This window comes from Pseudonocardia thermophila, from assembly GCF_900142365.1.
GTDB lineage: Bacteria > Actinomycetota > Actinomycetes > Mycobacteriales > Pseudonocardiaceae > Pseudonocardia > Pseudonocardia thermophila.
Genome location: NZ_FRAP01000006.1, coordinates 197,530 through 224,279, shown reverse-complemented (window position 1 = coordinate 224,279; position 26,750 = coordinate 197,530). Strand labels below are relative to the sequence as shown.

Sequence of the window (26,750 nt, the reverse complement as noted above, 5' to 3'; positions counted from 1 at the left end):
GTCAGCGGCGCAGGGTCTCCGACGGGGACTCCCCCCATCGCTTGCGGTACTCGACGGAGAAGCTGCCGAGGTGGTGGAACCCCCAGCGCTCCGCCACCGCCGTGACGGTGACCCCGTCGGAGGGCATGGCGTCGAGCAGCTCGTCGCGCACCCGGCTGAGCCGGCGCTCCTTGATGAACGCGATCGGGCTGATCCCCAGCTCGTCGTGGAAGGCCTGCTGGATCGCCCGCACCGACAGGTGCACGTTCTGCGAGATCATCTCCATCGTGATGCGCTCGCCGAGGTGTGCCTCGACGTAGTCGGCGACCTCGTTGATGATCCGCCGCGTGCGCGACGGCGCCGGCCGCGTGAGCTCCTCGTGGTAGTTCGACGGCTGCAGGTGCAGCAGGCTGCTCATGAGCAGCTCCTCGATCGCCCCGATGCCCTGGCCCCGCTGGACCAGCGAGCCCGGGTAGTACACCTCGGCGTGCAGCAGCTGCACGGCCGTGTTCCACCGCATGGCGGCCTCGGCGGTGAGGTCGAACTCCGGCTCGAACTCGATCGGCTGCGCCAGCCGCTTGCCCAGCAGCCGCGTCAGGTGCGCCACCATCGGCTGTTCCTCGATCCGCACGACGACCATCGGAGAGTCGTCGTCGAAGCGCAGCCGCAGCGCGGTGCCGGGGCTGGTGACCAGGGCACGCACCGTGTTGGCCTCCATCGGCTCGTTGTCTCCGGCGACGCACTGGACGCGCCCGTTGGTCGGCATGCAGACGGTGAAGTAGGAGCCGAGCTTCGGGATGACGATCTCGGCGGTCACCGTGAGGTCGAGGTAGAGCAGGCTCACGTCACGCAGAGCCACTCCGAACAGGCTGGCGGCGAAGCCCTGTTCGTCCTGCCGGAGCAGCCGCAGCGTACCCGGCGACAGGGCCTTGCCCACCATCGCGGCGGCGGCGCGCACCTCCTCGGTGTAGAAGAGCTCGTGGTCGGCCAGTGCCGGCGGTACGCCTCGTGAGCGGACCTTGCGCCGGACCGGTCCGCGGGTGCGCCGGGTGTCGATGAAGCGCAGACGGGACAGGCGGGACACTGGCTACGTCTTCTGAGGGTCGCTGGGTCGGGTAACGCGAGAAGTACTAGTTCCCCACGCGCAAGCCTGGCAACAAGAACAGCGCATAGCTGCCAGAAGATCTTCGCAATCCTGATAGTCCATGCGCAGAAACGATAGGCCGGGCGGCGCAGTGAGCCTAGGGTGCGGAGCGGGTCACACGGCGTGACCCCTTTCCACGGAGGAGGCTCATGTGTCGGTGAACGGACAGCTCGCCGTACGGTCGCCGGCCGACCAGCTCGTGGAGCGGCTCGAGGACCCCGCGGTCGCGACCGCGCTCGGGCAGATCCTCGACCACGCCGACCTGCTCGCGCTCATGGTCTCCGCGTTCGACGGCTTACTGCGGCGCAGCGACTCGATCGTGGAGGCCGTCTCCGACGGAGTTCGGGAGCTGGGCTCCATCGGCGACCGGCCCGCCGCGCTGGCCGAGGTCGATCTGCAGCAGCTCGCGTCCAGCCTCACGACCCTGTCGGTCCGCGTCGCGAAGGCGACCCCCGGCCTGACAGCGCTGCTCGAGTCCAGCTTCACCGACCCGCGCACGGTGTCGGCGCTGGAGATGGTCGGCTCGGCGCTCGTGGAGGGCCGAGAGGAGGCAGCGAAGAACCCGTCCGCGCCCACCGGCGTCTTCGGCGTCGTCCGCGCGCTGAAGGACGAGGACGTGGCGCGCGGGATCGGGCTCCTCATCCACGTCGCCCGCGCGCTCGGGCGCAAGGTGCGCTAGCTCGCCATCCTCGTCCGACCCCGAACCCACAGCTGGTCCCACCACCACCGACGACCACCGCGGCGGCCGCGCGCCGCCGCGGTCCGGCCCGCCGCGCGCGGTGCCGCATCGAGAGGAGTTCCCATGGCGTCCGTTCTGTGGTTCCAAGGCGGAGCGTGCAGCGGTAACACCATGTCGTTCCTCAACGCCGAGGAACCGAACGTCGTCGACCTGATCGTCGACTTCGGACTTGATCTCATCTGGCATCCGTCTCTGGGCCTGGAGCTCGGCAACAACGCGCAGAAGCTGTTCTGGGACTGCGCGAAGGGGGAGCGACCGCTCGACATCTTCGTGTTCGAGGGCACCGTCATCGAGGCGCCCGACGGCACCGGCCGGATGGACATGTTCGCCGGCCGGCCGATGAAGGACTGGGTCACCGACCTGGCCAACGCTGCGCAGATCGTGGTCGCGATCGGCGACTGCGCCTGCTTCGGCGGCATTCCCGCGATGGAGCCGAACCCCTCCGGCTCCACCGGCCTGCAGTTCCACAAGCGGCAGAAGGGCGGGTTCCTCGGCCCGGACTTCACCTCGCGCATGGGCCTGCCGGTGATCAACATCCCCGGTTGCCCGGCTCACCCGGACTGGATCACCCAGGTGCTCGTCGCGCTGGCCACCGGCCGCGCCGGTGACATCACCCTCGACGACCTGCACCGTCCCGAGACGTTCTTCAAGTCGTTCACCCAGACCGGCTGCACCCGGGTGCAGTTCTTCGAGTACAAGCAGTCCACCTACTCGTTCGGTGAGGGCACCCGCACCGGCTGCCTGTTCTACGAGCTGGGCTGCCGCGGCCCCATGACGCACTCGCCGTGCAACCGCATCCTGTGGAACCGGCAGTCGTCAAAGACCCGTGCCGGGATGCCGTGCCTCGGCTGCACGGAGCCGGAGTTCCCGCACTTCGACCTCGCGCCCGGCACCGTCTTCAAGACCCAGAAGGTGAGCGGGGCGATCCCGAAGGAGGTCCCGGAGGGCAGCGACCACCTGACCTACATGGCCCACGCGGCCGCGGCCCGGATCGCCGCACCGCAGTGGTCCAAGGAGGACATGTTCGTCGTCTGACCCTTCCCGCTCCCACCACACGGTCGTCCTGAAAGGACCCCACCATGACCGCGCTCGACCTGCACGTGAGCCCTCTGGGCCGTGTCGAGGGTGACCTCGACGTGCGAGTGACCATCGAGGACGGCGTCGTGACGTCGGCCTGGACGGAGGCCGCGATGTTCCGCGGCTTCGAGATCATCCTGCGGGGCAAGGACCCGCAGGCCGGGCTGATCGTCTGCCCGCGGATCTGCGGCATCTGCGGCGGTAGCCACCTCTACAAGTCCGCCTACGCCCTGGACACCGCGTGGCGGACGCACATGCCCCCGAACGCGACGCTCGTGCGCAACATCTGCCAGGCCGCCGAGACGCTGCAGTCGATCCCGCGCTACTTCTACGCGCTGTTCGCGATCGACCTGACCAACAAGAACTACGCCAAGTCGCCGCTCTACGCGGAGGCGGTGCGCCGGTTCGCCCCCTACGTCGGCACCAGCTACCAGCCCGGCGTGGTGCTCTCGGCGAAGCCGGTCGAGGTCTACGCGATCTTCGGTGGGCAGTGGCCGCACTCCAGCTTCATGGTCCCCGGCGGCGTGATGTGCGCGCCGACCCTGTCGGACGTGACCCGCTCGATCGCGATCCTCGAGCACTGGAAGGACAACTGGCTCGAGAAGCAGTGGCTGGGCTGCTCGATCGAGCGCTGGCTGGAGAACAAGACCTGGGACGACGTCCTCGCCTGGGTCGACGAGAACGAGTCGCAGCACAACAGCGACCTCGGCTTCTTCATCCGCTACTCGCTCGACATCGGGCTGCACAAGTACGGCGCCGGCCCGGGCACCTACATCTCCCCCGGCACGTACTTCGACCCGACCCTGTACGAGAACCCGACCATCGAGGGCCGCAACGCCGCACTGATCGGCCGGTCCGGGATCTTCGCCGACGGCAAGTGGTACGAGTTCGACCAGGCCAACGTCCGTGAGGACGTGACCCACTCGTTCTACAAGGGCACCGGCGCGCTGCACCCGTTCGACGGCGAGACCGTGCCGATCGACCCGGCCGAGGGTGCCAAGCAGGGCAAGTACAGCTGGGCGAAGTCGCCCCGCTACGAGGTGCCCGGCCTGGGCCACATCCCGCTCGAGGCCGGCCCGCTCGCCCGCCGCATGGCGGCGGCCGGTCCGAACGCTGCACCGCACCAGGACAACGACCCGCTGTTCCTGGACATCTTCCAGAAGCTCGGGCCGAGCGTCTTCGTGCGGCAGCTCGCCCGCGTCCACGAGGCGCCGAAGTACTACCAGTGGGCCCGGGCGTGGCTCGACCAGCTCGACCTGAAGGAGAGCTTCTACACCAAGCCCACCGAGTACGCGGAGGGCAAGGGCTTCGGGGCGACGGAGGCCGCGCGCGGCGCGCTGGCCGACTGGATCGTGATCGAGGACAACAAGATCAAGAACTACCAGGTGATCACCCCGACCGCCTGGAACATCGGTCCGCGCGACGCGTCGCAGGTGGCCGGCCCGATCGAGCAGGCGCTCGTCGGCACGCCGGTCGCTGACGTGGAGGACCCGGTCGAGCTCGGGCACGTCGCCCGCAGCTACGACTCGTGCCTGGTCTGCACCGTCCACGCCTACGACGGCAAGACCGGCCGTGAGCTGTCCAAGTTCGTGATCAACGGAATGGTGTGATCCCGACGTCCAGGGACGAACCCGAGCAGGCCGGGGCGGACCCGGCGGTCGACATCGAGCCGCCGGGCTGCTCCGTCCTGGTCGTCGGCTGCGGGAACCTGCTGCGCGGTGACGACGGAGTCGGCCCGATCCTCGTGCGGCACCTGTGGGAACGCGGGGCGCCGCCCGGGGCTCGGCTCGTCGACGGCGGCACCGCCGGCATGGACGTGGCCTTCCAGATGCGCGGGGCCGAGCGGGTCGTCATCATCGACGCCGCCGCGACCGGCTCGACCCCGGGCACCGTCTTCCGCGTCCCCGGTTCGGAGCTGGCGGAGCTGCCTCCGCTGGACGGGCTGCACTCCCACTCGTTCCGCTGGGACCACGCGATCGCCCTGGCCCGCTGGGCGCTGGGCGACGCGTGCCCCACGGACATCACGGTCTTCCTCATCGAGGTGGCCGGGGTGGAGCTGGGGGCGGAGCTGTCCGAACCGGTGACCACGGCGATGGAGCAGGTGCTCGAGATCGTGGAACGGGAGTTCCTCGCGCCGCTGCGGCCGAAGGCCGCCGACACCGCAGAGGTCGAGCTGACCGAGGACGGCCACCTGCGGCTGGGTGCGGAGCTCGCCGCGGCCCGGTTCCCCTCCGACGCCGCGGTCGCCGCGCTGCAGGACGAGGCGCTCTGGCTCATCCCGCTGCGCGGCCCGCGCAGCGGTGGGCTGCTGCTCAAGCAGCGCAACCCCGCGGGCGACCGCTCCGTGCTCGTGCGGGAGGTGCTCGGCGACAAGGGCGAACCCGGCGTGCGGACCGCACAATGGGACGCGGCGCAGGGAGCACTGCGCATCCCCTTGGAGCGGAAGACGTGATCGCCATGGCGGACGAGGCCACCCCCCGGCAGCTCCCCACCGAGTTCAACAACGAGCACGCACTGGACGTGCAGACGGTGGTGGTTCCGGAGAACGGCCGGTGGGCGGTCGAGATCGTCGTCGTCTTCGCCGACGGCGTCGTCCGCAAGCGGATCGACACCCACCACACCGAGGCCAGGGCGCAGCTGTCGGCTCAGCTGATCAAGCGCGCCGCCGAACGGGAGATCCAAGGACCACTGCATGGATGAGACAGCGCGGGATCAGACAGCGCAGCACCCCGCTCCTGCGCGCCCGCAACCGGTGGGCATGTTCGCGCTGCCCGCGGGCTACCTCCTCGTGCCCGCCGGTGGGCCAGAGGTGGCCGCGGCCCGTGAGCAGCTGCTGGCCGGTTGCACCCCGGTCCGGTGGCCGGAGGCGCTGGCCGCGCACGAGCGCGCGCTGGCGGGCGACCGGGAGGGGGCGCTCTCCGCGCTGGGCACCGCAGGCGATCCGGTGACCCGCTACAACCGCTTCGTCCTCGACCCCGACGGCGAGCCCGACCTGGCCGGGCTCCGCACCGAGCTGGGCGAGTTCGCCGTGCTCGTCGACCTGGTGCAGTTCGCGCTGGGCCGCAGCGACGACCCGCCGTCGGCCGACGGGCTCGACGGTGAGCTCGCCGCGCTCGCCTGCTCCGCGCAGGCCAGCGCCGCGGTGGCCGCAGGCGACCCGGCCACCGCGGTGGCGCTGCTCGACCAGGCCGTCGAGCACGCCCGCCCGGTCGTGCGGCCGCTGGCCGGGCTCATGCAGGGCGCCGCGGCGGCGATCCTGCGCGACCGGGACGAGCCCGGCGACAACGCCGTGGCGGTGACCCGGTTCGAGGCCGCGCTCAAGCTGCTCAAGGACGCCGACGGCCTGCGGGTCGGTCGCGCCGAGATCCACCTCGGGCTGGCCCAGACCCTGCACGAGCAGGCCGAGCAGCACCCGGAGGTGCTGGCCAAGGCCGTGCCGCAGTACCACTCGGCGCTGCAGTTGGTCCGCCGCGAGGACGCCCCGCTGACCTGGGCGGCTGCCCACGCCGGCGTCGCCACCGCGTACCTGACCATGCCGATGGTCGAGGCCTCCAGCCAGCTGCGCCTCGGCATCGCGGCGCAGTCGCTGCGCCAGGCGCTGACCGTCTACACCCGCGAGGAGCACCCCGCCGAGTGGGCGAGCCTGCAGCTCAACCTCGCCAACTCGCTCGTCTACGCACCCAGCAAGCACCGCGAGCAGAACCTCGTCGACGCCGCCGAGATCTACGAAGCCGTGCTCGCCACCCGCGACCGGGCGACCGACCCCGTCGGCCGGGCCCGGGTCCTGGCCAACCAGGGCAATGTCCTCGCCCACCTCGGCATGTTCGACCAGGCGAAGGCCAAGCTGTACGAGGCCCGGTTCCTGTTCGAGGAGCACGGCGACGAGGAGTCGGTCCGTGCGGTGCGCGGTGTGCTCGACGAGATAGCCCGACAGGTGGCGCTGGCCCGCACCGCCGACTGACCGCCGACCCCGACAACGGGAGGACCAGGGATGACCACCACCGTCCCGGCCACACCGACCAGACCCACCACCGCCCAGTCCACCACCTCGTCTCCCGAACCGACCTTCGAAGAGCTCGCCGCCCGCGTCGACGCCGCCTTCGCCGCCGTCGAGGCGCTGGAGCCCGCCGCGCGCAAGGTGGCCACCGAGCTGCGCTCCGCGCTGGAGGCCGTGCACCGCGCCGGGCTCGTCGCGATCGTGCGCCGCCTCAAGGGCGAGCAGGGCGACGACTCCACCCGTCAGGCGCTCTACGACCTGGTCGACGAGCCGGTCGTGCACATGCTGCTGTCGCTGCACGGGATCATCCGGCCCGATCCGCGCCGGGCCGCCGACCGCGCGCTGGCGGCTGTGCGCCCTCAGCTGCAGAGCCACGGCGGCGACGTCACGCTCGTCAAGCTCGAGGACGCCACCGCCTACGTGCGGCTGGAGGGTGCCTGCAACGGCTGCTCGATGTCGTCGGTGACGCTGCGCAACCTCGTGGAGAGCGCGCTGCTCGACGGCGTGCCGGGGCTGCGCGCCGTCGAGGTGCTGCCCAACGAGCCCGGCCCCGCGCTGATCCCGCTGGAGGCGCTGCGGATCGGCCGCGACCCCGAGGCCGAGGGTTGGGTCCGCGCCGGCGCCGCCGCCGAGTACGAGGCCGGCCGGCTGCACCGCGTCGAGCTGATCGTGCCGTCCGACGGCAGCACCGTCGAGGCGATCGTGGTCAACCTCGACAACCGGCTGTCGGCCTTCCGCAACGAGTGCGCCCACGAGGCGCTGCCGCTGGACGCCGCCGTGCTCGACGTCTCCAACGGCACCCTGACCTGCCCCTGGCACGGCTTCTGCTACGACGCCTCGTCGGGCGAGTGCCTCAGTGCGCCCGGCGCCCAGCTGGAACAACTGCCCATGCGGGTGGACGACGGCCAGGTGTGGATCCGGGTCGGGACATGAGCAGGCTGACCGTCCGCCGCGGCATCGCGCCCGTGGTGGGGACGCGCGCCGATCCCGTCGCCGAACCGGGCATCGCCGGTGGCTGGACACCCCGTGTCTGGCTCGGCTCGCCCGCGCCCGGCGGGCTCGCGCTGCCCCCCGCCGCCCCGACGCGCAGCGGCATGTACTCCCCGCGCGGGGTGTTCGTCGGCGACGCCCACGTCGTGGTCGCCGACTCCGGCAACCACCGCGTGCTGGTCTGGCACGGCCGCCCCGGCGCCGACGAGGCGCCCGCTGACGTGGTGCTCGGCCAGCCCGACGCCACCACGGAGGGCCGCGCCGCCGGTGGCCGCGGCCCCGAGCGCGGCATGAACCTGCCCACCGGGGTGCTCGTGCACGACGGCCGGCTGATCGTCGCCGACGCCTGGCACCACCGCATCCTCGTCTGGGACGAGGTCCCGCAGCGCGACGACGCCGCCCCCGACCACGTCCTCGGTCAGCCCGACGCGAGCTCGGTCGAGGCCAACCGGGGCGGGGAGTGCGACGCCGCGAGCATGTACTGGCCGTTCGGCATCGCCGTCGTCGACGGCGTGTTCTGGGTGGCCGACACCGGCAACCGCCGGGTGCTGGGCTGGACCGGCGGGGTGCCCGAACCGGGGCGGCCCGCCGACGTCGTGCTCGGCCAACCCGGGCCCGCCGAGCGCCAGGAGAACCGCGGCGAGGGCGTGGGTCCGGCGAGCTTCCGCTGGCCGCACGCGATCACCGGCCGGGAAGGGCTGCTGCTGGTCGCCGACGCCGGCAACCACCGTGTCCTCGGCTGGAGACCGGCGCCGGACGCCGACCGGCCCGCCGACCTGGTCGTCGGGCAGCCGGACTTCCACACCGCCGACGAGTTCCCGTACGCGCCGCAGACCGGCGACCGGTTCCGCTTCCCGTACGCGGCGTGCCTGACCGACGACGTGTTCGCCGTCGCCGACACCGCGAACAACCGGGTGCTGGTGTGGTCCGACGTCCCCGCGTCGGGCCGACCCGCAGAGCACGTTCTGGCCCAGCCGACCTTCGCCGCGAACGGTGAGAACCGCTGGTCCGCGGTCGCGCATGACACCCTGTGCTGGCCGTACGGGCTCTGGGTGCACGACGGTGTGATGGCGATCGCCGATTCCGGCAACAACCGAGTCGTGCTCTGGGAGCGCGACACGAGCTCGGGCGAGGAGGGCTGAGCAGCATGTGTCTGGGGGTTCCGGGACGGGTCCTGCGGGTGTGGGACGCGGAGTCGGGCGCGCGGATGGCCCGGGTGGCGTTCCCCGGCGAGGAGCGCGACATCTGCCTGGCCTACCTGCCGGACCTGGCCGTCGGCGACTACACGATCGCGCACGCCGGGTTCGCGCTCACCCGCATCGACGAGGACACTGCACGGGTCACGCTCGCCACGATGGCCGAGTACGGCGTGCTCGACGAGATGGGGGTGACGCCGTGACCGAGGCACCCACCGACGTCGGACTGTCGCAGGAGCTGGCCGCTGACCTGGCCGCCGCGTCCCTCGCGCTGGCCCGTCGCTTCGCCGCGGGCGCCACGATGTGGTGCGTCGCGCCGCAGTGGGAGCCGCACGCGCAGCACGTCGCGGTCGAGTTCGTGCACCCGGTGATCGTCGGGAAGCGGGCGTTGCCCGCCGTGGCACTGACCGGGCGCGACCTCGTCGACGCCGCGCGGCTGTCGGTGCGCTCCGGCGATATCGTCGTGGCCATCGCCGACGCCGCCGATCCCGAGGTCACCGCGATCACCGCGCGGGCGCCGGCGTGGGGCGCGACGACGGTGTGGATCGGGCACGGGCCGCGGCCGCCCGCCGGGGCCGCCGACCACGTGCTCTGGCTCGAGGACGCCGATCCCGCCACGCCGGCCACCGGCAAGTTCGTGCTGCTCTACCACCTGCTGTGGGAGCTCACGCACGTCTGCTTCGAGCACCCCGGCCTACTCACCGAGGACGCCGCGGAGTGCACCGACGAGGTGTGCGTGACGTGCAGCGACGAGGGCCGGCCCGCCGAGGTGCTGTCGGTGACCGCTGACGGCACCGCCGTCGTGCGCACCGCGAACGGCCGCGAGGAGGTGGCCACCCTGCTCGTCGGTCCCGTCGCACCGGGTGAGCTGCTGCTGGTGCACGCCGGCACCGCGATCACGAAGGTGGATCGATGAGCGACGACGGCACCGGGTTCCTCTACCCGTTCCTCGACGCCCGCGAGCGCGATCCCGGGCCGCTCCTGGCCGACCTGGCCGCGTCGGCGGTCGCGAAGGCCGCCGAGAGCGCCCGGCTGCGTCGCGAGACGCTGGCCGCGCACGCCGACGCGCTCGCCAGGGCTGCCGACGAGATGGCGCGCCGGTTCGCGGCGGGCGGGCGGCTGTTCACGTTCGGCAACGGCGGCAGCTCCACCGACGCCTCGACGCTCGCGGCGCTGTTCGCGCACCCACCGGTCGGGCCCGCGCTGCCGGCGTGGACGCTGACCGCCGACCAGGCCGTGCTCACCGCGCTCGGCAACGACGTGGGCTTCGAGCTGGTGTTCGCCCGCCAGCTGATCGCCCGGGGCGGCCCGGACGACATCGCGATCGCGATGTCCACCAGCGGTAGCTCGGCCGATCTCACCGCGGGCCTCGCGGAGGCCAAGCGCCGGGGCATGTTCACGATCGGGTTCGCCGGCTACGACGGCGGCGCCTTCGCCACGAGCCCCGACGTCGACGTGTGCTTCACGGTGGCGTCCCAGAGCGTGCACCGCATCCAGGAGTCGCAGGCGCTGCTCGGCCACGAGCTGTGGCGCGCCGTCCAGTCCCGCCGGACGGAGGCAGCATGACCGAGAGACACCACCGCACATCGGTCGAGGAGTACCGGGCGAGCGGCCCGAGCTTCGCCGAGGGCGAGGTCATCGAGCGGATCGAGGCGTTCCGCAAGCGGCGGCCGCGGCTGCGCGACGAGATCGTGACGCTCGCCCACGGCGCGGGCGGTAAGTCCTCCGCCGCGCTCGTCGACGCGGTGTTCGTCGAGGCCTTCCGCAACCCGCAGCTGGAGCTGCTCGGCGACGGCGCCGTGCTCTCCCCGCCGGGCGGCCCGCGGCTGGCGATGTCCACCGACTCGTTCGTCGTGCAGCCGCTGCGCTTCCCGGGCGGCTCGATCGGGCACCTCGCCGTGCACGGCACCGTGAACGACCTGGCCATGGCCGGGGCCACCCCCCAGTGGCTGTCCGCGGCGTTCGTGCTGGAGGAGGGCTTCCCGATCGCCGAGCTGCGCGCGATCGCCGAGGACATGGCGGCAGCGGCCACCGGGGCGGGCGTCACGATCGTCACCGGCGACACCAAGGTCGTGCCGCGCGGCGCGGCGGACGGGCTGTTCATCACCACCACCGGGGTGGGCGTGATCCCGGAGGGGCGCTCGCTGTCCGCGGGTGACGTGCGGCCCGGGGACCGGATCGTGCTGTCCGGCCCGATGGGCGACCACGGGATGGCGATCATGCTGGCCCGGGGCGACCTGGCCATCGAGGCCGACATCCGCTCCGACACCGCCGCCGTCGCATCCGCCGTGGCCGCCCTGCTGGAGGCGGCGCCCAACACCCGCTGGCTGCGCGACCCCACCCGCGGCGGCGTGGGCACCGTGTGCAACGAGCTCGCGCAGGACTGCGGGCTGGCCGTCGTGCTCGACGAGGAGGCGCTGCCCGTGCGCCCGGTCGTGGCCGGGGCGTGCGAGATGCTCGGCATCGACCCGCTCTACGTCGCGAACGAGGGCAAGTTCCTCGCGGTGCTGCCGCCCGACGAGGTCGACGCCGGCCTCGCCGCGCTGCGGGGGCACCCGCTGGGGGCCGAGGCCGCGGTGATCGGCACCGTCGCGGAGGAACCGGCCGCGACCGTCGTGCTGCGCACCGGCTTCGGCGGCACCCGCATCGTCGACATGCTCGTCGGGGACCCGCTGCCCCGGATCTGTTAGGGAAGGACCACCTCATGTGCCTCGGGATCCCGGGCCGGATCGTGGAGATCACCGACCCCGCCAACCACCTCGCGAAGGTGGACGTGAGCGGTGTGCAGCGCACGATCAGCGTGCGCCTGCTGGAGAAGGACATGCCCGAGCCCGACGACTGGGTGCTCGTGCACGTCGGCTTCGCCATGGCGAAGATCGACGAGGAGGAGGCGCGGCTGACGCTCGCCGCGGTCGCCCAGCTCGGTTCCGCCTACACCGACGAGATCGAGGCCTTCGACTCGTCACAGATCATCTGAGCGAGGAGCGACCGGATGCGTTTCGTCGACGAGTTCCGTGACCCCGCAGCCGCCCGCGCGCTGCTTGCCACCATCCGCAGGCTGGCCGACGAGTCGGGGGAGCACCACAAGTTCATGGAGGTGTGCGGCGGGCACACCCACACCATCTACCGGCACGGCATCGAGCACCTGCTGCCCGAGTCGGTGGAGCTCGTGCACGGGCCCGGCTGCCCGGTGTGCGTCATCCCGATGGGCCGCGTCGACGACGCGGTCTGGCTGGCCGAGCAGCCCGACGTGGTCTTCACGTGCTTCGGCGACATGATGCGCGTGCCCGGCAGCCGCGGCTCGCTGCTGGACGCCAAGGCCCGCGGCGCCGACGTGCGGTTCGTCTACTCGCCGCTGGACGCGCTCAAGATCGCCGTCGACAACCCGGCCAAGCAGGTCGTGTTCTTCGCGATCGGGTTCGAGACCACCGCGCCCTCCACCGCGGTGACGCTGGTCCGCGCCCGCGAGCTGGGCGTCGAGAACTTCAGCGTCTTCTGCAACCACGTCACGATCGTGCCGCCGATCAAGGCGATCCTGGACTCGCCCGACCTGCGGCTGTCCGGGTTCCTCGGCCCGGGGCACGTCTCGACGGTCGTCGGCACCCGGCCGTACCAGTTCGTGCCGAAGGTGTACGGCAAGCCGCTGGTGGTGGCCGGGTTCGAGCCGCTGGACATCCTCGCGTCGGTGGCGATGCTGCTCACGCAGCTGCGCGAGGGCCGCTGCGAGGTGGAGAACCAGTACTCCCGCGTCGTCGCGGAGGAGGGCAACCCGGCCGCGCTGTCGCTGATGGGTCAGGTGTTCGCGCTGCGCCCGCACTTCGAGTGGCGCGGGCTCGGCTTCATCTCGCAGAGCGCGCTGCGGCTGCACGACGACTTCGCCGCGTTCGACGCCGAGGCCCGGTTCGACATGCCGGGCGTGCGGGTCGCCGACCCGAAGGCGTGCCAGTGCGGCGAGGTGCTCAAGGGCGTGCTCAAGCCGTGGGAGTGCAAGGTGTTCGGCACCGCGTGCACCCCGGAGACCCCGATCGGCACCTGCATGGTGTCGCCGGAGGGCGCGTGCGCGGCGTACTACAACTTCGGCCGGATGCACCGCGACGCCGCCCAGCTCGTGGGGCAGCCCGCCCGGTGACCGCGGTGCCGCAGGCGGCCGTCGCGACGGGCGCTGTGATGTTCGCCCGCTACGCGTTCGCCCCGAACGACCTGGGCTTCTGCGGGCCGGCCGGGTCCACCGCGCTGCGCTCGGGCACCGAAGCGGAGATCCGGGCCGCCGCGCGGCGGTTCTCCGGCGCCTGGCCGTACCTGCAGGTGCTCGCTCGGCTGGCCGGCGTCGCCGATCCGCTCGACGAGCAGGTCGTGGCGTCGTACTGGCACGGGGGCGGCGTCGGCGCCCGGGTCGATCCGCGCGAGTTCGGTGCCGAGCTCTTGGCCGTCATCGGCCCGCAGGCCGGCCCGTACTGGGCGCACTTGACCGACGACCTGCTCGACGAAGCCGCACCTGATCACGCGTTCCACGTCTTCGGCGTGTACCCGTGGACGCGGCTGCTCGGCCGCGGCATGGACGAGCAGCCGATGCACGTCCTGGACTCCTGCCGGATCGGCTGGGGCACGGTCGTCGATCCGGGTGAGGAGACCGCGCGGGTCGAGACGCGGCCGCTCGTGCTCGCCGACGGCGTGCCGGCGCTCGGCGCGCCCGAGGTGCGCACGGTGGCCGTCGAGCACGAGGGGCACGCGCGGGTCCCTGACCTGGCCGAGGGCGACCTGGTGGCCCTGCACTGGGGACGCATCTGCGACCGGCTCACCCCCGAGCAGGTCGGCGACCTGGAACGAAGCACCGCCCGCCAGCTCGCGGCCACGGCCGCGCGGCTGCGGCGCACGAGGGACGGTTCATGAGACCGCGCATCCTGCAGACCGACGACCGGATCGGCTTCAGCTGGGCCACCCCCGACGGGATGCCGACGACGCTGCCGCAGCTGCTGCGCACCGACGACGAGCCGGACCGGCTGCTCGCCACCCACCTCTCCGCGCTCGACGACGCGCTGATCATCGCCGCGGAGCGGTTCGGCCAGCTGCTCGGCGGCGGCCGCGTCCCGGATGCGGGCGAGCGGGAGCACCTGGCCGAGCTGTACCAGGTGCTCGACCGGCTCTGCGCGGAGTACGCGACGGGCTGCGAGCTGACCGGCATCACCCCCGACGAACGCGCCGGGCAGATCGTCGGCACCGCCGCACTGTTCTCCATCCGGGCCCGCCAGCCGCTGGGCCTGCTCGGGCCCGCCCCGCTGGACGGGCAGCTCGACGAGCCCGGCATCGGTGTGGTCGCCGGGTTCGGCGAGCTGGTGCACGTCGATCCCGACCGGCCGTGGGCGGGCGGGCGCTGGGTGGTGCGGACCGAGGACGGCCGCCGCCTCCCGCTCACCCTGTCCACGCTGCTGTTCGACAGCTCGGGCACGAACAAGGACGCCGCGCGCGAGGAGCACCGCGAGATGCTGCGCGCCGTCGTGGCCGCCGCGGCGCGGCCGGAGGCGGACCCGTTCGAGGCGGCGTGCGCGCTGGACTGGCTGCTCTACGACTTCCTCATGGCGCACCGCGATGGGCCGGACAGCGCCGCGATCGTGTTCGGCAAGGCCGACGCCGACGCGGACGGGCGGCTGGTCGTGGAGGCGGTGGCCGCCTCCGTGGCCGTGCGGTCGGCGATCGATCCGGGGTTGATGCTGCGGGTCTGACGCGGGTCTGAGAGCTCCGGGGGGTTTCACGTGGTGGGTGGAACCTCCCGGTCCTGAATCCTACGAACGGCACTTTCGTAAGCACCATCGCTCACGCAAGTGCCGTTCGTAGCTCCTCGGGCCGGGATCAGGCTGAGCCCAGCTCCTCCGCAGGGCTGAGGGCCGCGATCACCGCCTGGCCGAGTGCCAGCCCGCCGTCGTTCGGCGGCACCACCCGGTGGGTGAGGACCTCGTACCCGGCCGCGGTGAGCCGATCGCGGGCCAGCCTCAGCAGCAGCACGTTCTGGAACACCCCGCCGGTGAGCCCGACGAGCCGGATCCCGTCCGCCACCCGGTCCGTGACCGCCACCACCGCGTCGGCGACCGCGTGGTGGAACGCCATCGCGAGCGCGGCGTCCGGGACCCCGGCGCGGCGGGCGGCGACGATGCCCGCGATCACCGGTGCGGGATCGAGCACGACCTCGCCGCTGTCCGCCGGGGCGATCGCGAACGACGGCAGCTGTGCGGGCTCCCCGGTGGCCAGGAGCTCCAGCTCGATCGCGGCCTGCCCCTCGTAGAAGACCTCGTGCCGCACGTCCAGGATCGACGCGACGGCGTCGAACAGCCGCCCGACCGAGGTGCACACCGCGCCGCGGCCAGCGCGCAAGAGCGACTCGACCAGCGCTGTCCCGGCGTCGCCCGCGGCGGCGACCGGCGGCAGGTCCGCCGCCCACGCCACGTCCGCCGCGTGCAGGTGGGCCAGCGCCGTCCGCCACGGTTGGCGCACCGCTGCGTCCCCGCCCACCAGGGGCACGGCGGCGAGCCGGCCGGCCCGGGTGAACCGGCGGGTGTCGGTGCCCAGCCGCAGCACCTCACCGCCCCACACGCCGCCGTCGGTGCCGTAGCCGGTGCCGTCGAACGCGATCCCGACGATCGGCTCGCCCAGCCGGCCGTGCTCGGCGAGCAGTGCGGCGACGTGGGCGTGGTGGTGCTGCACCAGCTCCAGGGGCGGCTCACCGGGCCCGCCCGCGCGGCGTTCCGCCCACGAGCGGGTCAGGTAGCCGGGGTGCAGGTCGGCGGCGACCCGGGCGGGTGCGGCGTCGGCGAGCGCGCTCAGCTGGCTCACCCCGCGTTCGAACGCCTGCATCGTCTCCCAGGAGCCCATGTCGCCGACGTGCGCGGACAGGTAGGCGCGGTCTCCGACGGTCAGGCAGAAGGTGTTCTTCAGCTCGCCGCCGACGGCCAGCACCGGCGCCACCTCGCGGCCCAGCGCCACCGGCAGCGGCGCGTACCCGCGGGATCGGCGGATCGGCAGCTCGCGGCCGTCGACCACCCGGACCACCGAGTCGTCGCACGGCACGTGGATCGGCCGGTCGTGGTTGAGCACCGCGTCGGCCAGCCGCGGCAGCCGGGTCGCGGCGTCGTCGTCGGTGTAGCAGATCGGCTCGTCGGACAGGTTCGCACTGGTCAGCACGATCACGTCGGGGACGGGCGCAGTGTGGCCCGGCACCGGCGCGAACAGGAGGTGGTGCACGGGGGAGTACGGCAGGAACACGCCCAGCAGCGGGTTGCCCGGCGCCACCTCGTCGGCGACCGGGGCCCCCGGTACGCGGGGCAGCAGGGTGACCGGCCGGGCCGGGGACGTCATCACCCGCGCCGCCAGGTCGTCGATCTCGACCAGCCGGCGAGCCGCGTCGAGGTCGCGCACCATCACCGCGAACGGCTTCCCGCCGCGGGCTTTTCGGGTGCGCAGGTGAGCCACCGCGGCCGCGTCGCCCGCCGCGCACGCCAGGTGGTAGCCGCCGATGCCCTTGATCGCGACGATCCGGCCGGCGGCGAGCGCTCGCTGGGCGGCGGCGATCGCGGCGTCGGTGTCGCTGATGCGGTCGCCGCCGGGGGAGGTCTCGAACCACAGCGACGGTCCGCAGTCCGGGCACGCCACCGGTTGGGCGTGGAAGCGCCGGTCGCCCGGGTCGTGGTACTCGGCGGCGCAGCGTTGGCACATCGGGAAGCCGGCCATCGTGGTGGCGGGTCGGTCGTAGGGCAGGTCCTTGATGATCGTGAACCGTGGCCCGCAGTTCGTGCAGGTCACGAACGGGTGCCGGTAACGGCGATCGGTCGGGTCGAACAGCTCGCGCACGCAGTCGGCGCACACCGCGACGTCCGGCGGGATCGGGGTGCGCCCGGTGTCGGCCTCCCGGCTCTCGACGATGTGGAACCCGGTCTCCTCGGCCAGCGGCAGCTCGCGGCACTGCACCGACGTGATCGTCGCCAGCGGCGGCGCCTGGGTCTCCAGCTGGTGGGCGAACTCGTCCAGCGCGGCAGGCGGGCCCTGGACCTCGACGAACACCGCCGCCGAGTCGTTGCCCACGAACCCGGAGAGTCCGAGTCCGCTCGCGATCCGGTAGACGAACGGGCGGAACCCCACGCCCTGAACGACCCCGGTCACGCGGTAACCGCGCCGTTGCACACCGCGAGCGTAGTGCGGGCCGAGGCGCACCGGCAGGGTAGGTGGTGGCCGCCCTGTCGAGCACGGACTCACGGTGATCAACGAGGCGAAATGATCACCACGAGTTCGTTCTCGACGCGGAGGACGCCCAGCCACACGGGAGATCTCACCCCCCTCCGATCCCCTCCCGCGCCCCCTGCGAGGGGGAGGTGGGCGGGCCCCGTGCTCCCTACCGTCTGGTGCCATGAGCAACTGCCGACGGACCGCCGCCGAGATGGTGTCCCCGGGCCGGGGCATCCTGGCCGCCGACGAGAGCATCAAGACCATGTCCTCGCGGCTGGAGAAGGTGGGGATCGCGCCGACCGCCGACGCCCGACGGGCGTACCGCGAGATGCTCGTGACCACGCCCGGCATCGCCGAGGGGATCTCCGGGATCATCTTCTGCGACGAGACGCTGAACCAGCAGCTCTCCGACGGACGCCCGTTCGCCCAGGCCACCCGCGAGGCGGGCATGCTGCCCGGGGTCAAGGTCGACACCGGGGCCAAGCCGCTGGCCGGTCGGCCCGGCGAGACCATCACCGAGGGCCTCGACGGCCTGTCCGCCCGCCTCGCCGGCTACGCCGCGCAGGGTGCGGCGTTCGCCAAGTGGCGGGCGGTGCTGCGGATCACCGACGACCTGCCCAGCACCACCGCGATCCGGGCCAACGCCCACGCCCTCGCCCGCTACGCCGCGGCGTGCCAGGAGGCCGGGCTCGTCCCGATCGTCGAGCCCGAGGTGCTGATGGACGGCGACCACACGCTGCGGCGCTGCGCCGAGGTCACCGCCCGCGTGCACGCCGCCGTGATGGCCGAGCTGGCCGCGTTCGGGGTCGACATGGCGGGAGTCGTCCTCAAGCCGAACATGGTGGTGGAGGGCGCCGACCACCCTCACCGGGCGACGCCCGAAGAGGTCGCCGAGGCCACCGTCGACGTGCTGCGCGCACTGCCCGGCGATCTCGCCGGCGTAGCGTTCCTGTCCGGCGGTCAGGACCCGGCGCGGGCCACGGCGAACCTCGCCGCGATACAGCTCCACCACACGCCGTGGCCGCTGACGTTCTCCTTCGGGCGGGCGCTGGTCGATCCCGCGCTCACGGCGTGGGCCGCGTCGGGCCGCAGCACGGTTGCCGGGCAGGAGGCGCTGGCCGACCGGGTCGCCGCCAACTCGGCCGCGGTGCGCACCCGCGAGCTGCAGGCGACGGCGTGAGACGAGGGCCCGGCTACTTGAAGATCCCTTCGCGCAGGGCGGTGGCCACCGCGCCGGTCCGGTCGTTGACGCCGAGCTTGCGGTAGATCGAGCGCAGGTGGCTCTTCACGGTCTCCTCGCCGACCACGAGTCGCTCCGCGATCTGCTTGTTGGACAGGCCGTTGACGACCAGCGAGAGCACCTCGCTCTCGCGCTGGGACAGACCGTGGCGGGCGCCCGGCCAGAACTCGTCGCGCTTCAGCCGCGCCGCGGTGTCGACGGCCCGCCCGGCCAGCACGGTGTCGATCACGGTGACCCCGGTGATCGCCAGCTCCAGCTGGCGCACCAGCTCGTCGCCGCTGACCTGCTTGAGGAGGTAGCCGGAGGCACCGGCGCGCAGCGCCTGGAACAGGTACTGCTCGTCGTCGTAGACGGAGAGCAGCACGACCCGGGTGTCCTCGAACCGCTCCCGGATGCTGCGGCACAGGTCGAGCCCGCTCACCCCCTGCATCCGCACGTCGCACAGCACGATGTCGGGCCGCAGTGCCTCGACCGCGTCGAGCACGCCGTCCGCCCCGACCGACTCGCCGACCACGCGGACCCGGCCCGAGAACTGGGCCAGCATCGCCTTCAGCCCGGCCAGCACCATCTCGTGGTCGTCCACCAGCAGGACGCGGATGGGCTCACCGGACGCCGCCATGGCGCGAATGTACGGCCGCCCGCTCACCGCCCCGAATCCCCCCGAGGAGTTGGAGCCAACCCATGCCGTTCACCCGGCCCGTCCCGCCGGAGCCGACGCTGGTCGCGTCGGTGCTCCCGGCGGACTTCGCACAGCTCGGCGCCGAGCTGCAGACCTTGGAGAAGGCCGGCGTCGACCGCGTCCAGTGGGACGTGATGGACGGGCGCTTCGTCCCCAACATGACGATCGGTCCGGACGTCATCGCCGCGACCCGCGGACACGTCACCATGGGCTTCGAGGCGCACCTGATGGTCGCCGACCCGGACCCGATGCTGCACCGCTGGGTCGAGGCCGGTTGCGAGCTCCTCATCGTGCACGCCGAGGCGGTCACCCACCTGCACCGCACGCTCGCCCGCATCCGCGAGCTGGGCGCGCGCACCGGTGTCGCGCTCAACCCGGCCACCCCGCTCACCGCCGTCGAGCACGTGTGGGACATCGTCGACCTGCTGCTGGTGATGACGGTGAACCCCGGCTTCGGCGGGCAGAGCTACCTGGCGTCGATGGAGCCCAAGCTCGCCGCGGCCCGTGCGGAGATCGACCGGCGCGGCCTCGACGTCGAGCTGGAGGTCGACGGCGGCATCGGCCCGGCGACGATCGGCGCCGCCGCCCGCGCCGGTGCGACGACGTTCTGCGTGGGCACGGCGCTGTTCACCGGTCCGGGCACGCTCGCCGACCGGGCCGCCGACCTGCGGAAGGCGGCTGCGACATGACCGCGGCACCGGCGATGGCGCACGACGGCGCCGAGACCGATCTCGACGAGCTCGCGATCACGACCCTGCGCTTCCTCGCGGTCGACGCCATCGAGGCCGCGCGCAGCGGCCACCCCGGGCTGCCGCTCGGTGCGGCGCCGCTGGCGTGGGTGCTGTGGTCGCGCCACCTCAAGCACGATCCCGCCCGCCCGGACTGGCCGGACCGCGACCGCTTCGTCCTGTCCGCGGGCCACGGGTCGATGCTGCTCTACGGGCTGCTCCACCTGTTCGGCTACGACCTGCCGCTCGACGAGCTGCGCCGGTTCCGACAGCTCGGCTCGCGCACCCCCGGTCACCCCGAGGCGGGGCACACCCCGGGCGTCGAGACGACGACCGGCCCCCTCGGGCAGGGCATCGCCACCGCCGTCGGGATGGCGCTGGCCGAGCGGATGCTCGCCGCCCGCTGCAACACCGCCGAGCACCGCGTCGTCGATCACCGCACCTGGGTGCTCGCCGGCGACGGCGACCTCATGGAGGGCATCAGCCACGAGGCGGCGTCGCTGGCCGGGCGCCTGCAGCTGGGCCGGCTCGTCGTCATCCACGACGACAACGACGTGACGATCGACGGCCCGGCCACCCGCAGCTGCGCCGACGACGCCGCGGCCCGCTTCGCTGCGTACGGCTGGCGGACGCTGTGGGTCGACGACGGTAACGACGTCGCCGCGATCGACCGCGCGCTGGCGGAGGCGGCGAGCATCGAGGACCGGCCCACGTTCATCTCGGTGCGCACGACGATCGGCTACGGCGCCGAGGGGGTCGAGGGCACCCCGGCCGCGCACGGCGCCCCGCTCGGCCCGGACGTGCTCGCCCGCATGCGGGAGCGCTTCGGGTGGCCGCAGACGCCGTTCCACGTGCCTGCTGCGGTGCGGCTGACCGCGGCCGACCGCGCCGCCGAGGGCGCGGCGGCCCGGGCCGAGTGGGAGCGGGTGCACGCCGACTGGGCCGCGGAGCACCCCGACCTGGCTGCGGCGTTCCCGCTGGACCGCGTGCCCGGCGGGCCGGCGCCCGGCGCGTTGGCCGCGCTCGCGGACGAGGTGCGGCCCGGCGGCCGGCAGGCGACGCGGGCGGCGTCCGGGGCGGCGCTGCGGGCGGCCGCGGAGGCCGTGCCGGCGCTGGTCGGCGGCTCGGCCGATCTCGCGGCGTCGACCAACACGAAGATCCCCGGCAGCGCCGTGGGCCCGCACGACTACGCGGGCCGCACGATCCACTTCGGGATCCGCGAGCACGCGATGGCCGCGGCGCTGAACGGGATCAGCCTGCACGGCGGCCTGCGCCCGTTCGGCAGCACGTTCCTGGTGTTCGCCGACTACCTGCGGCCCGCGCTGCGGCTCGCCGCGCTGATGAACCAGCCGGTGATCCACGTGTTCACGCACGACTCCGTGCACGTCGGCGAGGACGGGCCCACCCACCAGCCGGTCGAGCACATCGAGTCGCTGCGGATCATCCCGGGGCTCACGGTGCTGCGCCCAGCCGACGCCGCCGAGACCGCGGTGGCGTGGGAGCTGGCGCTGGCCAACACGTCCGGACCGACCGCGTTGGTGCTGAGCCGCCAGGAGCTGCCCGTGCTCGGCGGGGCCGATCTCGACGACGTGCGCGCGCACGGGGCCCGCACCGTCCGCGTCCCGCCCGACGGCGTCGACGTGGTGCTGGCCGCGACCGGGTCCGAGGTGGCGCTCTCGCTGCAGGCCGCTGAGCTGCTCGCCGCCCGCGGGGTGGCCGCGCAGGTGGTGTCCGTGCCGTGGCGGGAGCGGTTCACCGAGGCGGTGGCGCAGGGCAGGTTCGTCCTGCCCGACGTGCCGGTCGTGTGGGTCGAGGCCGGGGTGCGCACCGGATGGGCGGCGCTGGCGAAACCGCGCGACGCGGTGGTCGGGATCGAGCGGTTCGGGGTCAGCGGGCCGGGCCCGGAGGTGGCCGTCCACCTGGGCCTGTCCTGCGCGGACGTGGCCCGCGCGGCGATGGGTGTGCTGGCCCGCAGGACGAGCGAGCGGTGACGGAGGTGGCACGGAGCATGCTGACCAGGCACACGACCCTCACGCAGTTCCTCATCGAGGAGCGCCGCCGCCACCCCGGGGCGACCGGCGACCTGAACGGCCTGATCCTCGACATCGCCGTGGCGTGCAAGGCCATCGCCGAGCGGATCGCCGGTGGCGCCCTGCACGGGGCGCTGGGGGCCACCGCCGCCACCAACAGCCACGGCGAGACCCAGCAGGCGCTCGACGTCGCCGCCAACGAGATCTTCCTGCGCGCGACCGAGTGGGGCGGCCACGTCGCCGGCATGGTGTCGGAGGAGCTGGCCGAGCCGCACCAGATCCCCGCGCCGTACCCGCGCGGCAAGTACCTGCTGGTGTTCGACCCGCTCGACGGCTCGTCCAACATCGACGTGAACGTCTCGGTCGGCAGCATCTTCTCGATCCTGCGCGCGCCCACCACCACGGACGGCCCGGTCCCGACCGAAGCGTTCCTGCAACCGGGCAGCGAGCAGGTGTGCGCCGGGTACGCGATCTACGGCCCGGCCACCCTGCTCGTGATCTCGGTCGGGACCGGCGTCCACGAGTTCACGCTCGACCCGAACCTGGGCGAGTTCATCCTGACCCGGCCGGACATCCGCATCCCGACCGCCACGGCGGAGTTCGCGGTGAACGCGTCCAACAGGCGGTTCTGGGAGCCGGCCGTGGTCCGCTACGTCGACGAGTGCCTCGCCGGGCGCACCGGGCCGCGCGAGAAGGACTTCACCATGCGCTGGGTGGCCTCACTCGTCGCGGAGACCCACCGGATCCTCACCCGCGGCGGGGTCTTCCTCTACCCGCGCGACTCGAAGGACCCGGCCCGGCTCGGCCGGCTGCGGCTGCTCTACGAGGCCAACCCGGTCGCGTTCCTCGTCGAGCAGGCGGGCGGGCGGGCCTCCACCGGCCGGGCCCGCGTGCTCGACGTCGTGCCGGCCGATGTGCACGAGCGGGTCGCGCTGATCTTCGGCGCGGCCGAGGAGGTCGACCGGATCGACGCCTACCACCGCGAGGCGCTCGTCGAGGACCTCGACATCCCGCTGTACAGCACCCGCGGGCTGTTCCGCAGGGCCGGTTGAGAGGGGACGGATCGTGTCCGCCAGACATCCCATCATCGCCGTCACGGGCGCGTCCGGGGCCGGCACCACGTCGGTCATGCGGACGTTCCAGCAGATCTTCCGGCGCGAGGGGCTCAACACGGTCATGGTGGAGGGCGACAGCTTCCACCGCTACGACCGCGCCGAGATGCGCGAGCGGATGGCGAAGGCGCAGGCCGAGGGCGATCACAGCTTCAGCCACTTCGGACCGCAGGCCAACTTGTTCGAGGAGCTGGAGGGGCTCTTCCGCACCTACGGTGAGACCGGCGGCGGGCGGATCCGCCGCTACCTGCACGACGAGGCCGAGGCTGCCCCGTACGGGCAGCCGCCGGGCACGTTCACGCCCTGGACGGAGATCGAGCCCGGCTCGGATCTGCTGTTCTACGAGGGCCTGCACGGCGCAGTCGTCACCGAGGACGTCGACGTCGCCCAGCACGTCGACCTGCTGATCGGGGTCGTGCCGGTGATCAACCTGGAGTGGATCCAGAAGCTGCACCGGGACAAGGCCGAGCGCGGCTACTCCGCCGAGGCGATCACCGAGACGATCCTGCGCCGGATGCCGGACTACGTGACCTACATCTGCCCGCAGTTCTCGCGCACGCACGTGAACTTCCAGCGGGTGCCGATGGTCGACACGTCCAACCCGTTCATCGCGCGGTCGATCCCGACGGCCGACGAGTCGATGCTGATCATCCGGTTCGCCGATCCACGCGGGATCGACTTCCCGTACCTCCTGGCGATGCTGCACGACTCGTTCATGTCCCGGCCGAACACGATCGTGTGCCCCGGCGGGAAGATGGACCTGGCGATGCAGCTGATCTTCACGCCGATGATCTGGCGGCTGATGGAGCGGCGCCGCAAGGCGCTGGCGGGCTCGCCGCAGATCCCCGAGTTCGCATGAGCAGGTGCTGGACGGACCAGCCCGACGGACGTCGTCCCCGCATCGTCGACGCACGGGGACGACCTCCGGTGGTCCCGGGACGCACCAGCTGGTCGGCACGACGTCCCCGGGTTGTCGACCAGCGCGTCCCGGGCCACCGGACCTGCCCCGGATCCCCGGCCCATCGATCACCCTCGAGCGGGGGGAGTGGTGCACCAGTGAGCCCGATGACGGCGGAGGAGGTCGCCCGGGCGCGGGAGCGGTTCCGGCTCGACCAGGAGCACGCCGAGTACGTGGAGTACCTGCAGGCGCGTGCCCGGATCTCCCGGACCTGGAAGTTCCGGCGCGCGCTGCGCCGGTTCCTGCGTGATCACGGCTACCCCAGCGCGGCGGCCGGGGAGCTCTGGGAGCACTTCCCCAGCTGATCCGGCGCGGCCGGCGGGCGGTCATCGTGGTGGCTCGCATCCGTGGTCCCGCGCCGGATCCAGCGCCGGGTTTCAGCGCCCTCCTTTCAGGGGGCCGCCCGCCAGCCGAGTTCGGGAGTCGCGAGCACGTGCTCGACCAGCAGCTCGACGCTCGGGGCCGCCGACACCTGCGTCACGAGGTGCCACGGCCGATCCAGCGGCGTGCCGTCCACCGGCAGCTCGACCAGTGCCCCGGAGTCGAGGTGGTGCTGCACGGCCTGCCGGGACACGAGCGTGACCCCCAGCCCGGCGACGGCGGCGGCGACCACCGCGCCGTGCGAGCCGAGGGTCATCGTGGGCGGGTCGATCTCCAGTGCGGACAGCAGCGCGGTGGTGGTGGCGCGGTTGCCGGAGTGGCGTTCGCGCAGCAGCCACGTGTCCGTCGGCGAGGAACCGGGTGCCCCGACGACGACCAGCGTGTTGTCGCTGATCGCGCGGACCCGCCCGGCGAGCCCGTCCGGCGGGCGGCCGGCCACGACGAGATCGACCTCGTGGTGGGCCAGCATCGGCCACACGGTGCCGCGCGGCCCGACGTCGAGCCCGAGCCCGACGTGCGGATGGGCCGCCCGGAACGACGCCAGCATGCCCGGCAGCAGGTGCTCGCCCGCCGTGGTGACGGCGGCGATGCGGACGCTGCCGTGCTCGGGGTCGGCGGCGCCGCGGGCCGCCGCGATGGCCTCGTCGTGCAGCCCGAGGATCCGGCGGGCGTACTCCGCGTACGCCTCGCCGGCCGGGGTCAGGCGCACGCCGCGCCCGTCGCGGTCCACCAGCGGCACACCGACCTCGGCGGCGAGCAGCCCCACCGCCGACGACACCGACGACTCGGTGACGACGAGCCGGCGGGCGGCGGCCCGCACCGAGCCCGTGTCGGCCAGTTCGACGAACGCCCGCAGGCGCGCGTTGGTGGTCACCCCGCCAGGGTGCCCGCCCCTGGCCGCGGCGCCTCGGTGGGGTCGTCGTCGCCGAACACGCGGCTGGCGAGGATGTCCTCGCCCTCGATCGTGGTGAGCGCGTCGAGCCCCACGACCGGATCGGGCTGCTGCACGAGCCGCAGCGCCTGCCGCAGGCGGGCCCGCTCCACGGCGTTGCGCACGCTGCGGGCGTTGGCGAACCACGGCTGCCCGACCCGGCGGTCCAGGTAGGCACGCAGCGCGCGGCGGGCCGCGGGGGAGAACCGGTAGCCGAGCGACTCCGTCATCTGCACCCCGATCCGCTCCAGCTCCTCGGCGGTGAAGTCGGGGAACTCGATGTGGTGCGCGACGCGGCTCTGCATACCCGGGTTCGCGGCGAAGAACGTCCGCATCCGGTCGGCGTAGCCGGCGAGGATCACCACCAGGTCGTCGCGGTGGTTCTCCATCACCTGCAGCAGGATCTCGATGGACTCACCGCCGTAGTCCCGCTCGTTCTCCGGTTTGTGCAGGTAGTAGGCCTCGTCGATGAACAGTACGCCGCCCATCGCCCGGTTGACGACCTCCTTGGTCTTCGGGGCGGTGTGGCCGACGTACTGGCCGACGAGATCGTCGCGGGTGACCGCGACGAGGTGTCCGACGCGCAGGTGACCGAGCTTGTGCAGGAGCTCGGCCATCCGCACCGCGACGGTGGTCTTGCCGGTGCCGGGGCTGCCGGTGAAGCACATGTGCAGCGTCGGCGGCGCCGTGCGGATGCCGAAGCGGGCCCGCGCCCGGTCCACCAGCAGCAGCGCTGCGATCTCGGCGATCCGCCGCTTCACCGGGGCGAGCCCGACCAGCTCACGGTCGAGCGTCGCCAGCACCTCGTCGACGCCGGCCTCGGCGCGGATCCCGGCGAGATCGATCACCGCGTCCGGCGGGAGCGTTTCCGGCTCCGGGGGCGCCGGCCGGTCGACCGGTGCCCCGAACGCGAGCCGTGGCCGCGCCGCCGTCATGCCGACGGGTAGCGGGCCCCGGCCGGCCGCTCCGTGGCGTAGGAGTGCGTGGTGTAGCGGATGGTGCGGTCCGGGCCCTCCTGCCGGTCGAGCCGGAAGCCCGGCTCCTCGGTCGGCCGCTGCACGATGAACGACAGCGCGGTGGTCTGCCGGCCCAGCCGCGCGTCGTAGGCGTTAACCTTCACGTACGCGTTCGGGTGGGCCTCGCGGCAGGCGTTGACCTCCAGCAGCACCCCGGCCGGGTCCTTCAGGTCGAACATCGGCAGCCCCCACATCTCCCACAGCGAGTTGCGCGGGTGCGGGTCGTCGGTGTACTCGACCGAGATCGGCCAGCCGTTCGACAGCGCGTAGCGGATCTGGGCGAGGATCTCCTCGTCGGTGAGGTCGGGCAGGTAGGAGAAGGTCCCCTGGGTGATGCGCACG

The 26,750-nt window shown here is 73.0% G+C and carries 28 protein-coding genes; 22 read left to right on the top strand and 6 right to left on the bottom strand.

What is annotated here, in order from left to right:
• Window position 1: 1 nt before the first annotated feature.
• Complete coding sequence (locus BUE41_RS10385) at window positions 2-1,063, bottom strand: AraC family transcriptional regulator (RefSeq protein ID WP_073456811.1); 1,062 nt, start codon at window positions 1,061-1,063, stop codon at window positions 2-4.
• A gap of 211 nt (window positions 1,064-1,274) precedes the next feature.
• Here BUE41_RS10385 and BUE41_RS10380 point away from each other — a divergent pair, with 211 nt between their 5' ends.
• The 16 genes from BUE41_RS10380 (at window position 1,275) to BUE41_RS10305 (ending at window position 14,842) form a co-directional block, all read left to right on the top strand.
• Entirely contained in the window at window positions 1,275-1,802 is a 528-nt protein-coding gene (locus tag BUE41_RS10380) for a DUF1641 domain-containing protein (RefSeq protein ID WP_073456810.1), read from the top strand.
• 123 nt (window positions 1,803-1,925) lie between these two features.
• Window positions 1,926-2,897: an NADH-quinone oxidoreductase subunit B family protein gene (locus BUE41_RS10375; RefSeq protein WP_073456809.1), complete on the top strand. Its 972-nt coding sequence runs from the start codon at window positions 1,926-1,928 to the stop codon at window positions 2,895-2,897.
• 44 nt (window positions 2,898-2,941) lie between these two features.
• Window positions 2,942-4,549, top strand: coding sequence for a nickel-dependent hydrogenase large subunit (locus BUE41_RS10370; protein WP_073456808.1), 1,608 nt, complete (start codon window positions 2,942-2,944; stop codon window positions 4,547-4,549).
• Window positions 4,546-5,391 (top strand): hydrogenase maturation protease, encoded by an 846-nt coding sequence (locus tag BUE41_RS10365; RefSeq protein WP_084754703.1) that lies wholly within the window; start codon window positions 4,546-4,548, stop codon window positions 5,389-5,391. Before BUE41_RS10370 ends, BUE41_RS10365 begins: the two co-directional genes overlap by 4 nt.
• Entirely contained in the window at window positions 5,388-5,639 is a 252-nt protein-coding gene (locus tag BUE41_RS10360) for a hypothetical protein (RefSeq protein ID WP_200803843.1), read from the top strand. The genes BUE41_RS10365 and BUE41_RS10360 overlap by 4 nt, the downstream gene beginning before the upstream one ends.
• Window positions 5,632-6,900 (top strand): hypothetical protein, encoded by a 1,269-nt coding sequence (locus BUE41_RS10355; protein ID WP_073456807.1) that lies wholly within the window; start codon window positions 5,632-5,634, stop codon window positions 6,898-6,900. The genes BUE41_RS10360 and BUE41_RS10355 overlap by 8 nt, the downstream gene beginning before the upstream one ends.
• Window positions 6,901-6,930: 30 nt before the next feature.
• A complete protein-coding gene (locus tag BUE41_RS10350) occupies window positions 6,931-7,869 on the top strand; it encodes a NifU family protein (RefSeq protein WP_073456806.1) in 939 nt (312 codons plus the stop codon).
• Complete coding sequence (locus tag BUE41_RS10345; protein ID WP_073456805.1) at window positions 7,866-9,068, top strand: NHL repeat-containing protein; 1,203 nt, start codon at window positions 7,866-7,868, stop codon at window positions 9,066-9,068. Before BUE41_RS10350 ends, BUE41_RS10345 begins: the two co-directional genes overlap by 4 nt.
• Before the next feature lie 5 nt (window positions 9,069-9,073).
• Window positions 9,074-9,325: a HypC/HybG/HupF family hydrogenase formation chaperone gene (locus tag BUE41_RS10340; protein ID WP_073456804.1), complete on the top strand. Its 252-nt coding sequence runs from the start codon at window positions 9,074-9,076 to the stop codon at window positions 9,323-9,325.
• On the top strand, window positions 9,322-10,038 hold the full coding sequence (locus tag BUE41_RS10335) for a HypC/HybG/HupF family hydrogenase formation chaperone (protein WP_073456803.1): 717 nt from the start codon (window positions 9,322-9,324) through the stop codon (window positions 10,036-10,038). Before BUE41_RS10340 ends, BUE41_RS10335 begins: the two co-directional genes overlap by 4 nt.
• A complete protein-coding gene (locus BUE41_RS10330) occupies window positions 10,035-10,688 on the top strand; it encodes a D-sedoheptulose-7-phosphate isomerase (protein WP_073456802.1) in 654 nt (217 codons plus the stop codon). Before BUE41_RS10335 ends, BUE41_RS10330 begins: the two co-directional genes overlap by 4 nt.
• Window positions 10,685-11,812 (top strand): hydrogenase expression/formation protein HypE, encoded by a 1,128-nt coding sequence (hypE, locus tag BUE41_RS10325; RefSeq protein ID WP_073456801.1) that lies wholly within the window; start codon window positions 10,685-10,687, stop codon window positions 11,810-11,812. Before BUE41_RS10330 ends, hypE begins: the two co-directional genes overlap by 4 nt.
• A gap of 14 nt (window positions 11,813-11,826) precedes the next feature.
• Window positions 11,827-12,099 carry a HypC/HybG/HupF family hydrogenase formation chaperone gene (locus BUE41_RS10320; RefSeq protein ID WP_073456800.1) on the top strand — a complete coding sequence of 91 codons (273 nt, stop codon included), beginning with the start codon at window positions 11,827-11,829 and terminating at the stop codon, window positions 12,097-12,099.
• Window positions 12,100-12,114: 15 nt separating this feature from the next.
• On the top strand, window positions 12,115-13,251 hold the full coding sequence (gene hypD, locus BUE41_RS10315) for a hydrogenase formation protein HypD (protein WP_073456799.1): 1,137 nt from the start codon (window positions 12,115-12,117) through the stop codon (window positions 13,249-13,251).
• Window positions 13,248-14,012, top strand: a complete 765-nt coding sequence (locus BUE41_RS10310) for a DUF6390 family protein (protein WP_234997142.1) — start codon at window positions 13,248-13,250, stop codon at window positions 14,010-14,012. The genes hypD and BUE41_RS10310 overlap by 4 nt, the downstream gene beginning before the upstream one ends.
• Window positions 14,009-14,842, top strand: a complete 834-nt coding sequence (locus BUE41_RS10305) for a hypothetical protein (RefSeq protein WP_073456798.1) — start codon at window positions 14,009-14,011, stop codon at window positions 14,840-14,842. Before BUE41_RS10310 ends, BUE41_RS10305 begins: the two co-directional genes overlap by 4 nt.
• A gap of 127 nt (window positions 14,843-14,969) precedes the next feature.
• On the opposite strand, the gene hypF is transcribed toward BUE41_RS10305, so the two are convergent.
• On the bottom strand, window positions 14,970-17,270 hold the full coding sequence (gene hypF / locus BUE41_RS10300) for a carbamoyltransferase HypF (protein WP_234997140.1): 2,301 nt from the start codon (window positions 17,268-17,270) through the stop codon (window positions 14,970-14,972).
• Between the two features lie 244 nt (window positions 17,271-17,514).
• Here hypF and BUE41_RS10295 point away from each other — a divergent pair, with 244 nt between their 5' ends.
• Window positions 17,515-18,513, top strand: a complete 999-nt coding sequence (locus BUE41_RS10295; RefSeq protein WP_073456797.1) for a class I fructose-bisphosphate aldolase — start codon at window positions 17,515-17,517, stop codon at window positions 18,511-18,513.
• Between the two features lie 13 nt (window positions 18,514-18,526).
• Here BUE41_RS10295 and BUE41_RS10290 read toward each other — a convergent pair whose 3' ends face one another.
• Window positions 18,527-19,192, bottom strand: coding sequence for a response regulator (locus BUE41_RS10290; RefSeq protein WP_073456796.1), 666 nt, complete (start codon window positions 19,190-19,192; stop codon window positions 18,527-18,529).
• 62 nt (window positions 19,193-19,254) lie between these two features.
• Between BUE41_RS10290 and rpe the strand changes: the two genes are divergently transcribed.
• The 5 genes from rpe to BUE41_RS10265 all read left to right on the top strand — a co-directional run bounded on the left by rpe (window position 19,255) and on the right by BUE41_RS10265 (window position 24,385).
• On the top strand, window positions 19,255-19,941 hold the full coding sequence (gene rpe / locus BUE41_RS10285) for a ribulose-phosphate 3-epimerase (RefSeq protein WP_073456795.1): 687 nt from the start codon (window positions 19,255-19,257) through the stop codon (window positions 19,939-19,941).
• Window positions 19,938-21,971 (top strand): transketolase, encoded by a 2,034-nt coding sequence (gene tkt, locus BUE41_RS10280; RefSeq protein ID WP_073456794.1) that lies wholly within the window; start codon window positions 19,938-19,940, stop codon window positions 21,969-21,971. Before rpe ends, tkt begins: the two co-directional genes overlap by 4 nt.
• Window positions 21,972-21,988: 17 nt before the next feature.
• Window positions 21,989-23,062 (top strand): class 1 fructose-bisphosphatase, encoded by a 1,074-nt coding sequence (locus BUE41_RS10275; RefSeq protein WP_073456868.1) that lies wholly within the window; start codon window positions 21,989-21,991, stop codon window positions 23,060-23,062.
• Window positions 23,063-23,075: 13 nt separating this feature from the next.
• Window positions 23,076-23,981 carry a phosphoribulokinase gene (locus BUE41_RS10270; protein ID WP_073456793.1) on the top strand — a complete coding sequence of 302 codons (906 nt, stop codon included), beginning with the start codon at window positions 23,076-23,078 and terminating at the stop codon, window positions 23,979-23,981.
• Between the two features lie 197 nt (window positions 23,982-24,178).
• Window positions 24,179-24,385 (top strand): hypothetical protein, encoded by a 207-nt coding sequence (locus BUE41_RS10265; RefSeq protein ID WP_073456792.1) that lies wholly within the window; start codon window positions 24,179-24,181, stop codon window positions 24,383-24,385.
• Window positions 24,386-24,471: 86 nt separating this feature from the next.
• Here BUE41_RS10265 and BUE41_RS10260 read toward each other — a convergent pair whose 3' ends face one another.
• The 3 genes from BUE41_RS10260 to BUE41_RS10250 are packed head-to-tail and all read right to left on the bottom strand — an operon-like array spanning window position 24,472 to window position 26,749.
• Window positions 24,472-25,335: a LysR family transcriptional regulator gene (locus BUE41_RS10260; protein ID WP_073456791.1), complete on the bottom strand. Its 864-nt coding sequence runs from the start codon at window positions 25,333-25,335 to the stop codon at window positions 24,472-24,474.
• Window positions 25,332-26,327 carry a CbbX protein gene (gene cbbX, locus BUE41_RS10255; protein ID WP_073456790.1) on the bottom strand — a complete coding sequence of 332 codons (996 nt, stop codon included), beginning with the start codon at window positions 26,325-26,327 and terminating at the stop codon, window positions 25,332-25,334. The genes BUE41_RS10260 and cbbX overlap by 4 nt, the downstream gene beginning before the upstream one ends.
• Window positions 26,324-26,749, bottom strand: a complete 426-nt coding sequence (locus BUE41_RS10250) for a ribulose bisphosphate carboxylase small subunit (RefSeq protein ID WP_073456789.1) — start codon at window positions 26,747-26,749, stop codon at window positions 26,324-26,326. Before BUE41_RS10250 ends, cbbX begins: the two co-directional genes overlap by 4 nt.
• Window position 26,750 lies beyond the last annotated feature (1 nt).

What these genes read in the sequence shown, in the direction of transcription:
- BUE41_RS10345 (WP_073456805.1), top strand. Translation starts at nt 7,866, where the DNA reads ATGAGCAGGCTGACCGTCCGCCGCGGCATCGCGCCCGTGGTGGGGACG.
- rpe (WP_073456795.1), top strand. Translation starts at nt 19,255, where the DNA reads ATGCCGTTCACCCGGCCCGTCCCGCCGGAGCCGACGCTGGTCGCGTCG.
- BUE41_RS10305 (WP_073456798.1), top strand. Translation starts at nt 14,009, where the DNA reads ATGAGACCGCGCATCCTGCAGACCGACGACCGGATCGGCTTCAGCTGG.
- BUE41_RS10295 (WP_073456797.1), top strand. Translation starts at nt 17,515, where the DNA reads ATGAGCAACTGCCGACGGACCGCCGCCGAGATGGTGTCCCCGGGCCGG.
- BUE41_RS10290 (WP_073456796.1), bottom strand. Translation starts at nt 19,192, where the DNA reads ATGGCGGCGTCCGGTGAGCCCATCCGCGTCCTGCTGGTGGACGACCAC.
- cbbX (WP_073456790.1), bottom strand. Translation starts at nt 26,327, where the DNA reads ATGACGGCGGCGCGGCCACGGCTCGCGTTCGGGGCACCGGTCGACCGG.
- BUE41_RS10320 (WP_073456800.1), top strand. Translation starts at nt 11,827, where the DNA reads ATGTGCCTCGGGATCCCGGGCCGGATCGTGGAGATCACCGACCCCGCC.
- hypE (WP_073456801.1), top strand. Translation starts at nt 10,685, where the DNA reads ATGACCGAGAGACACCACCGCACATCGGTCGAGGAGTACCGGGCGAGC.
- BUE41_RS10350 (WP_073456806.1), top strand. Translation starts at nt 6,931, where the DNA reads ATGACCACCACCGTCCCGGCCACACCGACCAGACCCACCACCGCCCAG.
- BUE41_RS10355 (WP_073456807.1), top strand. Translation starts at nt 5,632, where the DNA reads ATGGATGAGACAGCGCGGGATCAGACAGCGCAGCACCCCGCTCCTGCG.
- BUE41_RS10370 (WP_073456808.1), top strand. Translation starts at nt 2,942, where the DNA reads ATGACCGCGCTCGACCTGCACGTGAGCCCTCTGGGCCGTGTCGAGGGT.
- hypD (WP_073456799.1), top strand. Translation starts at nt 12,115, where the DNA reads ATGCGTTTCGTCGACGAGTTCCGTGACCCCGCAGCCGCCCGCGCGCTG.
- BUE41_RS10275 (WP_073456868.1), top strand. Translation starts at nt 21,989, where the DNA reads ATGCTGACCAGGCACACGACCCTCACGCAGTTCCTCATCGAGGAGCGC.
- tkt (WP_073456794.1), top strand. Translation starts at nt 19,938, where the DNA reads ATGACCGCGGCACCGGCGATGGCGCACGACGGCGCCGAGACCGATCTC.
- BUE41_RS10340 (WP_073456804.1), top strand. Translation starts at nt 9,074, where the DNA reads ATGTGTCTGGGGGTTCCGGGACGGGTCCTGCGGGTGTGGGACGCGGAG.
- BUE41_RS10330 (WP_073456802.1), top strand. Translation starts at nt 10,035, where the DNA reads ATGAGCGACGACGGCACCGGGTTCCTCTACCCGTTCCTCGACGCCCGC.
- BUE41_RS10375 (WP_073456809.1), top strand. Translation starts at nt 1,926, where the DNA reads ATGGCGTCCGTTCTGTGGTTCCAAGGCGGAGCGTGCAGCGGTAACACC.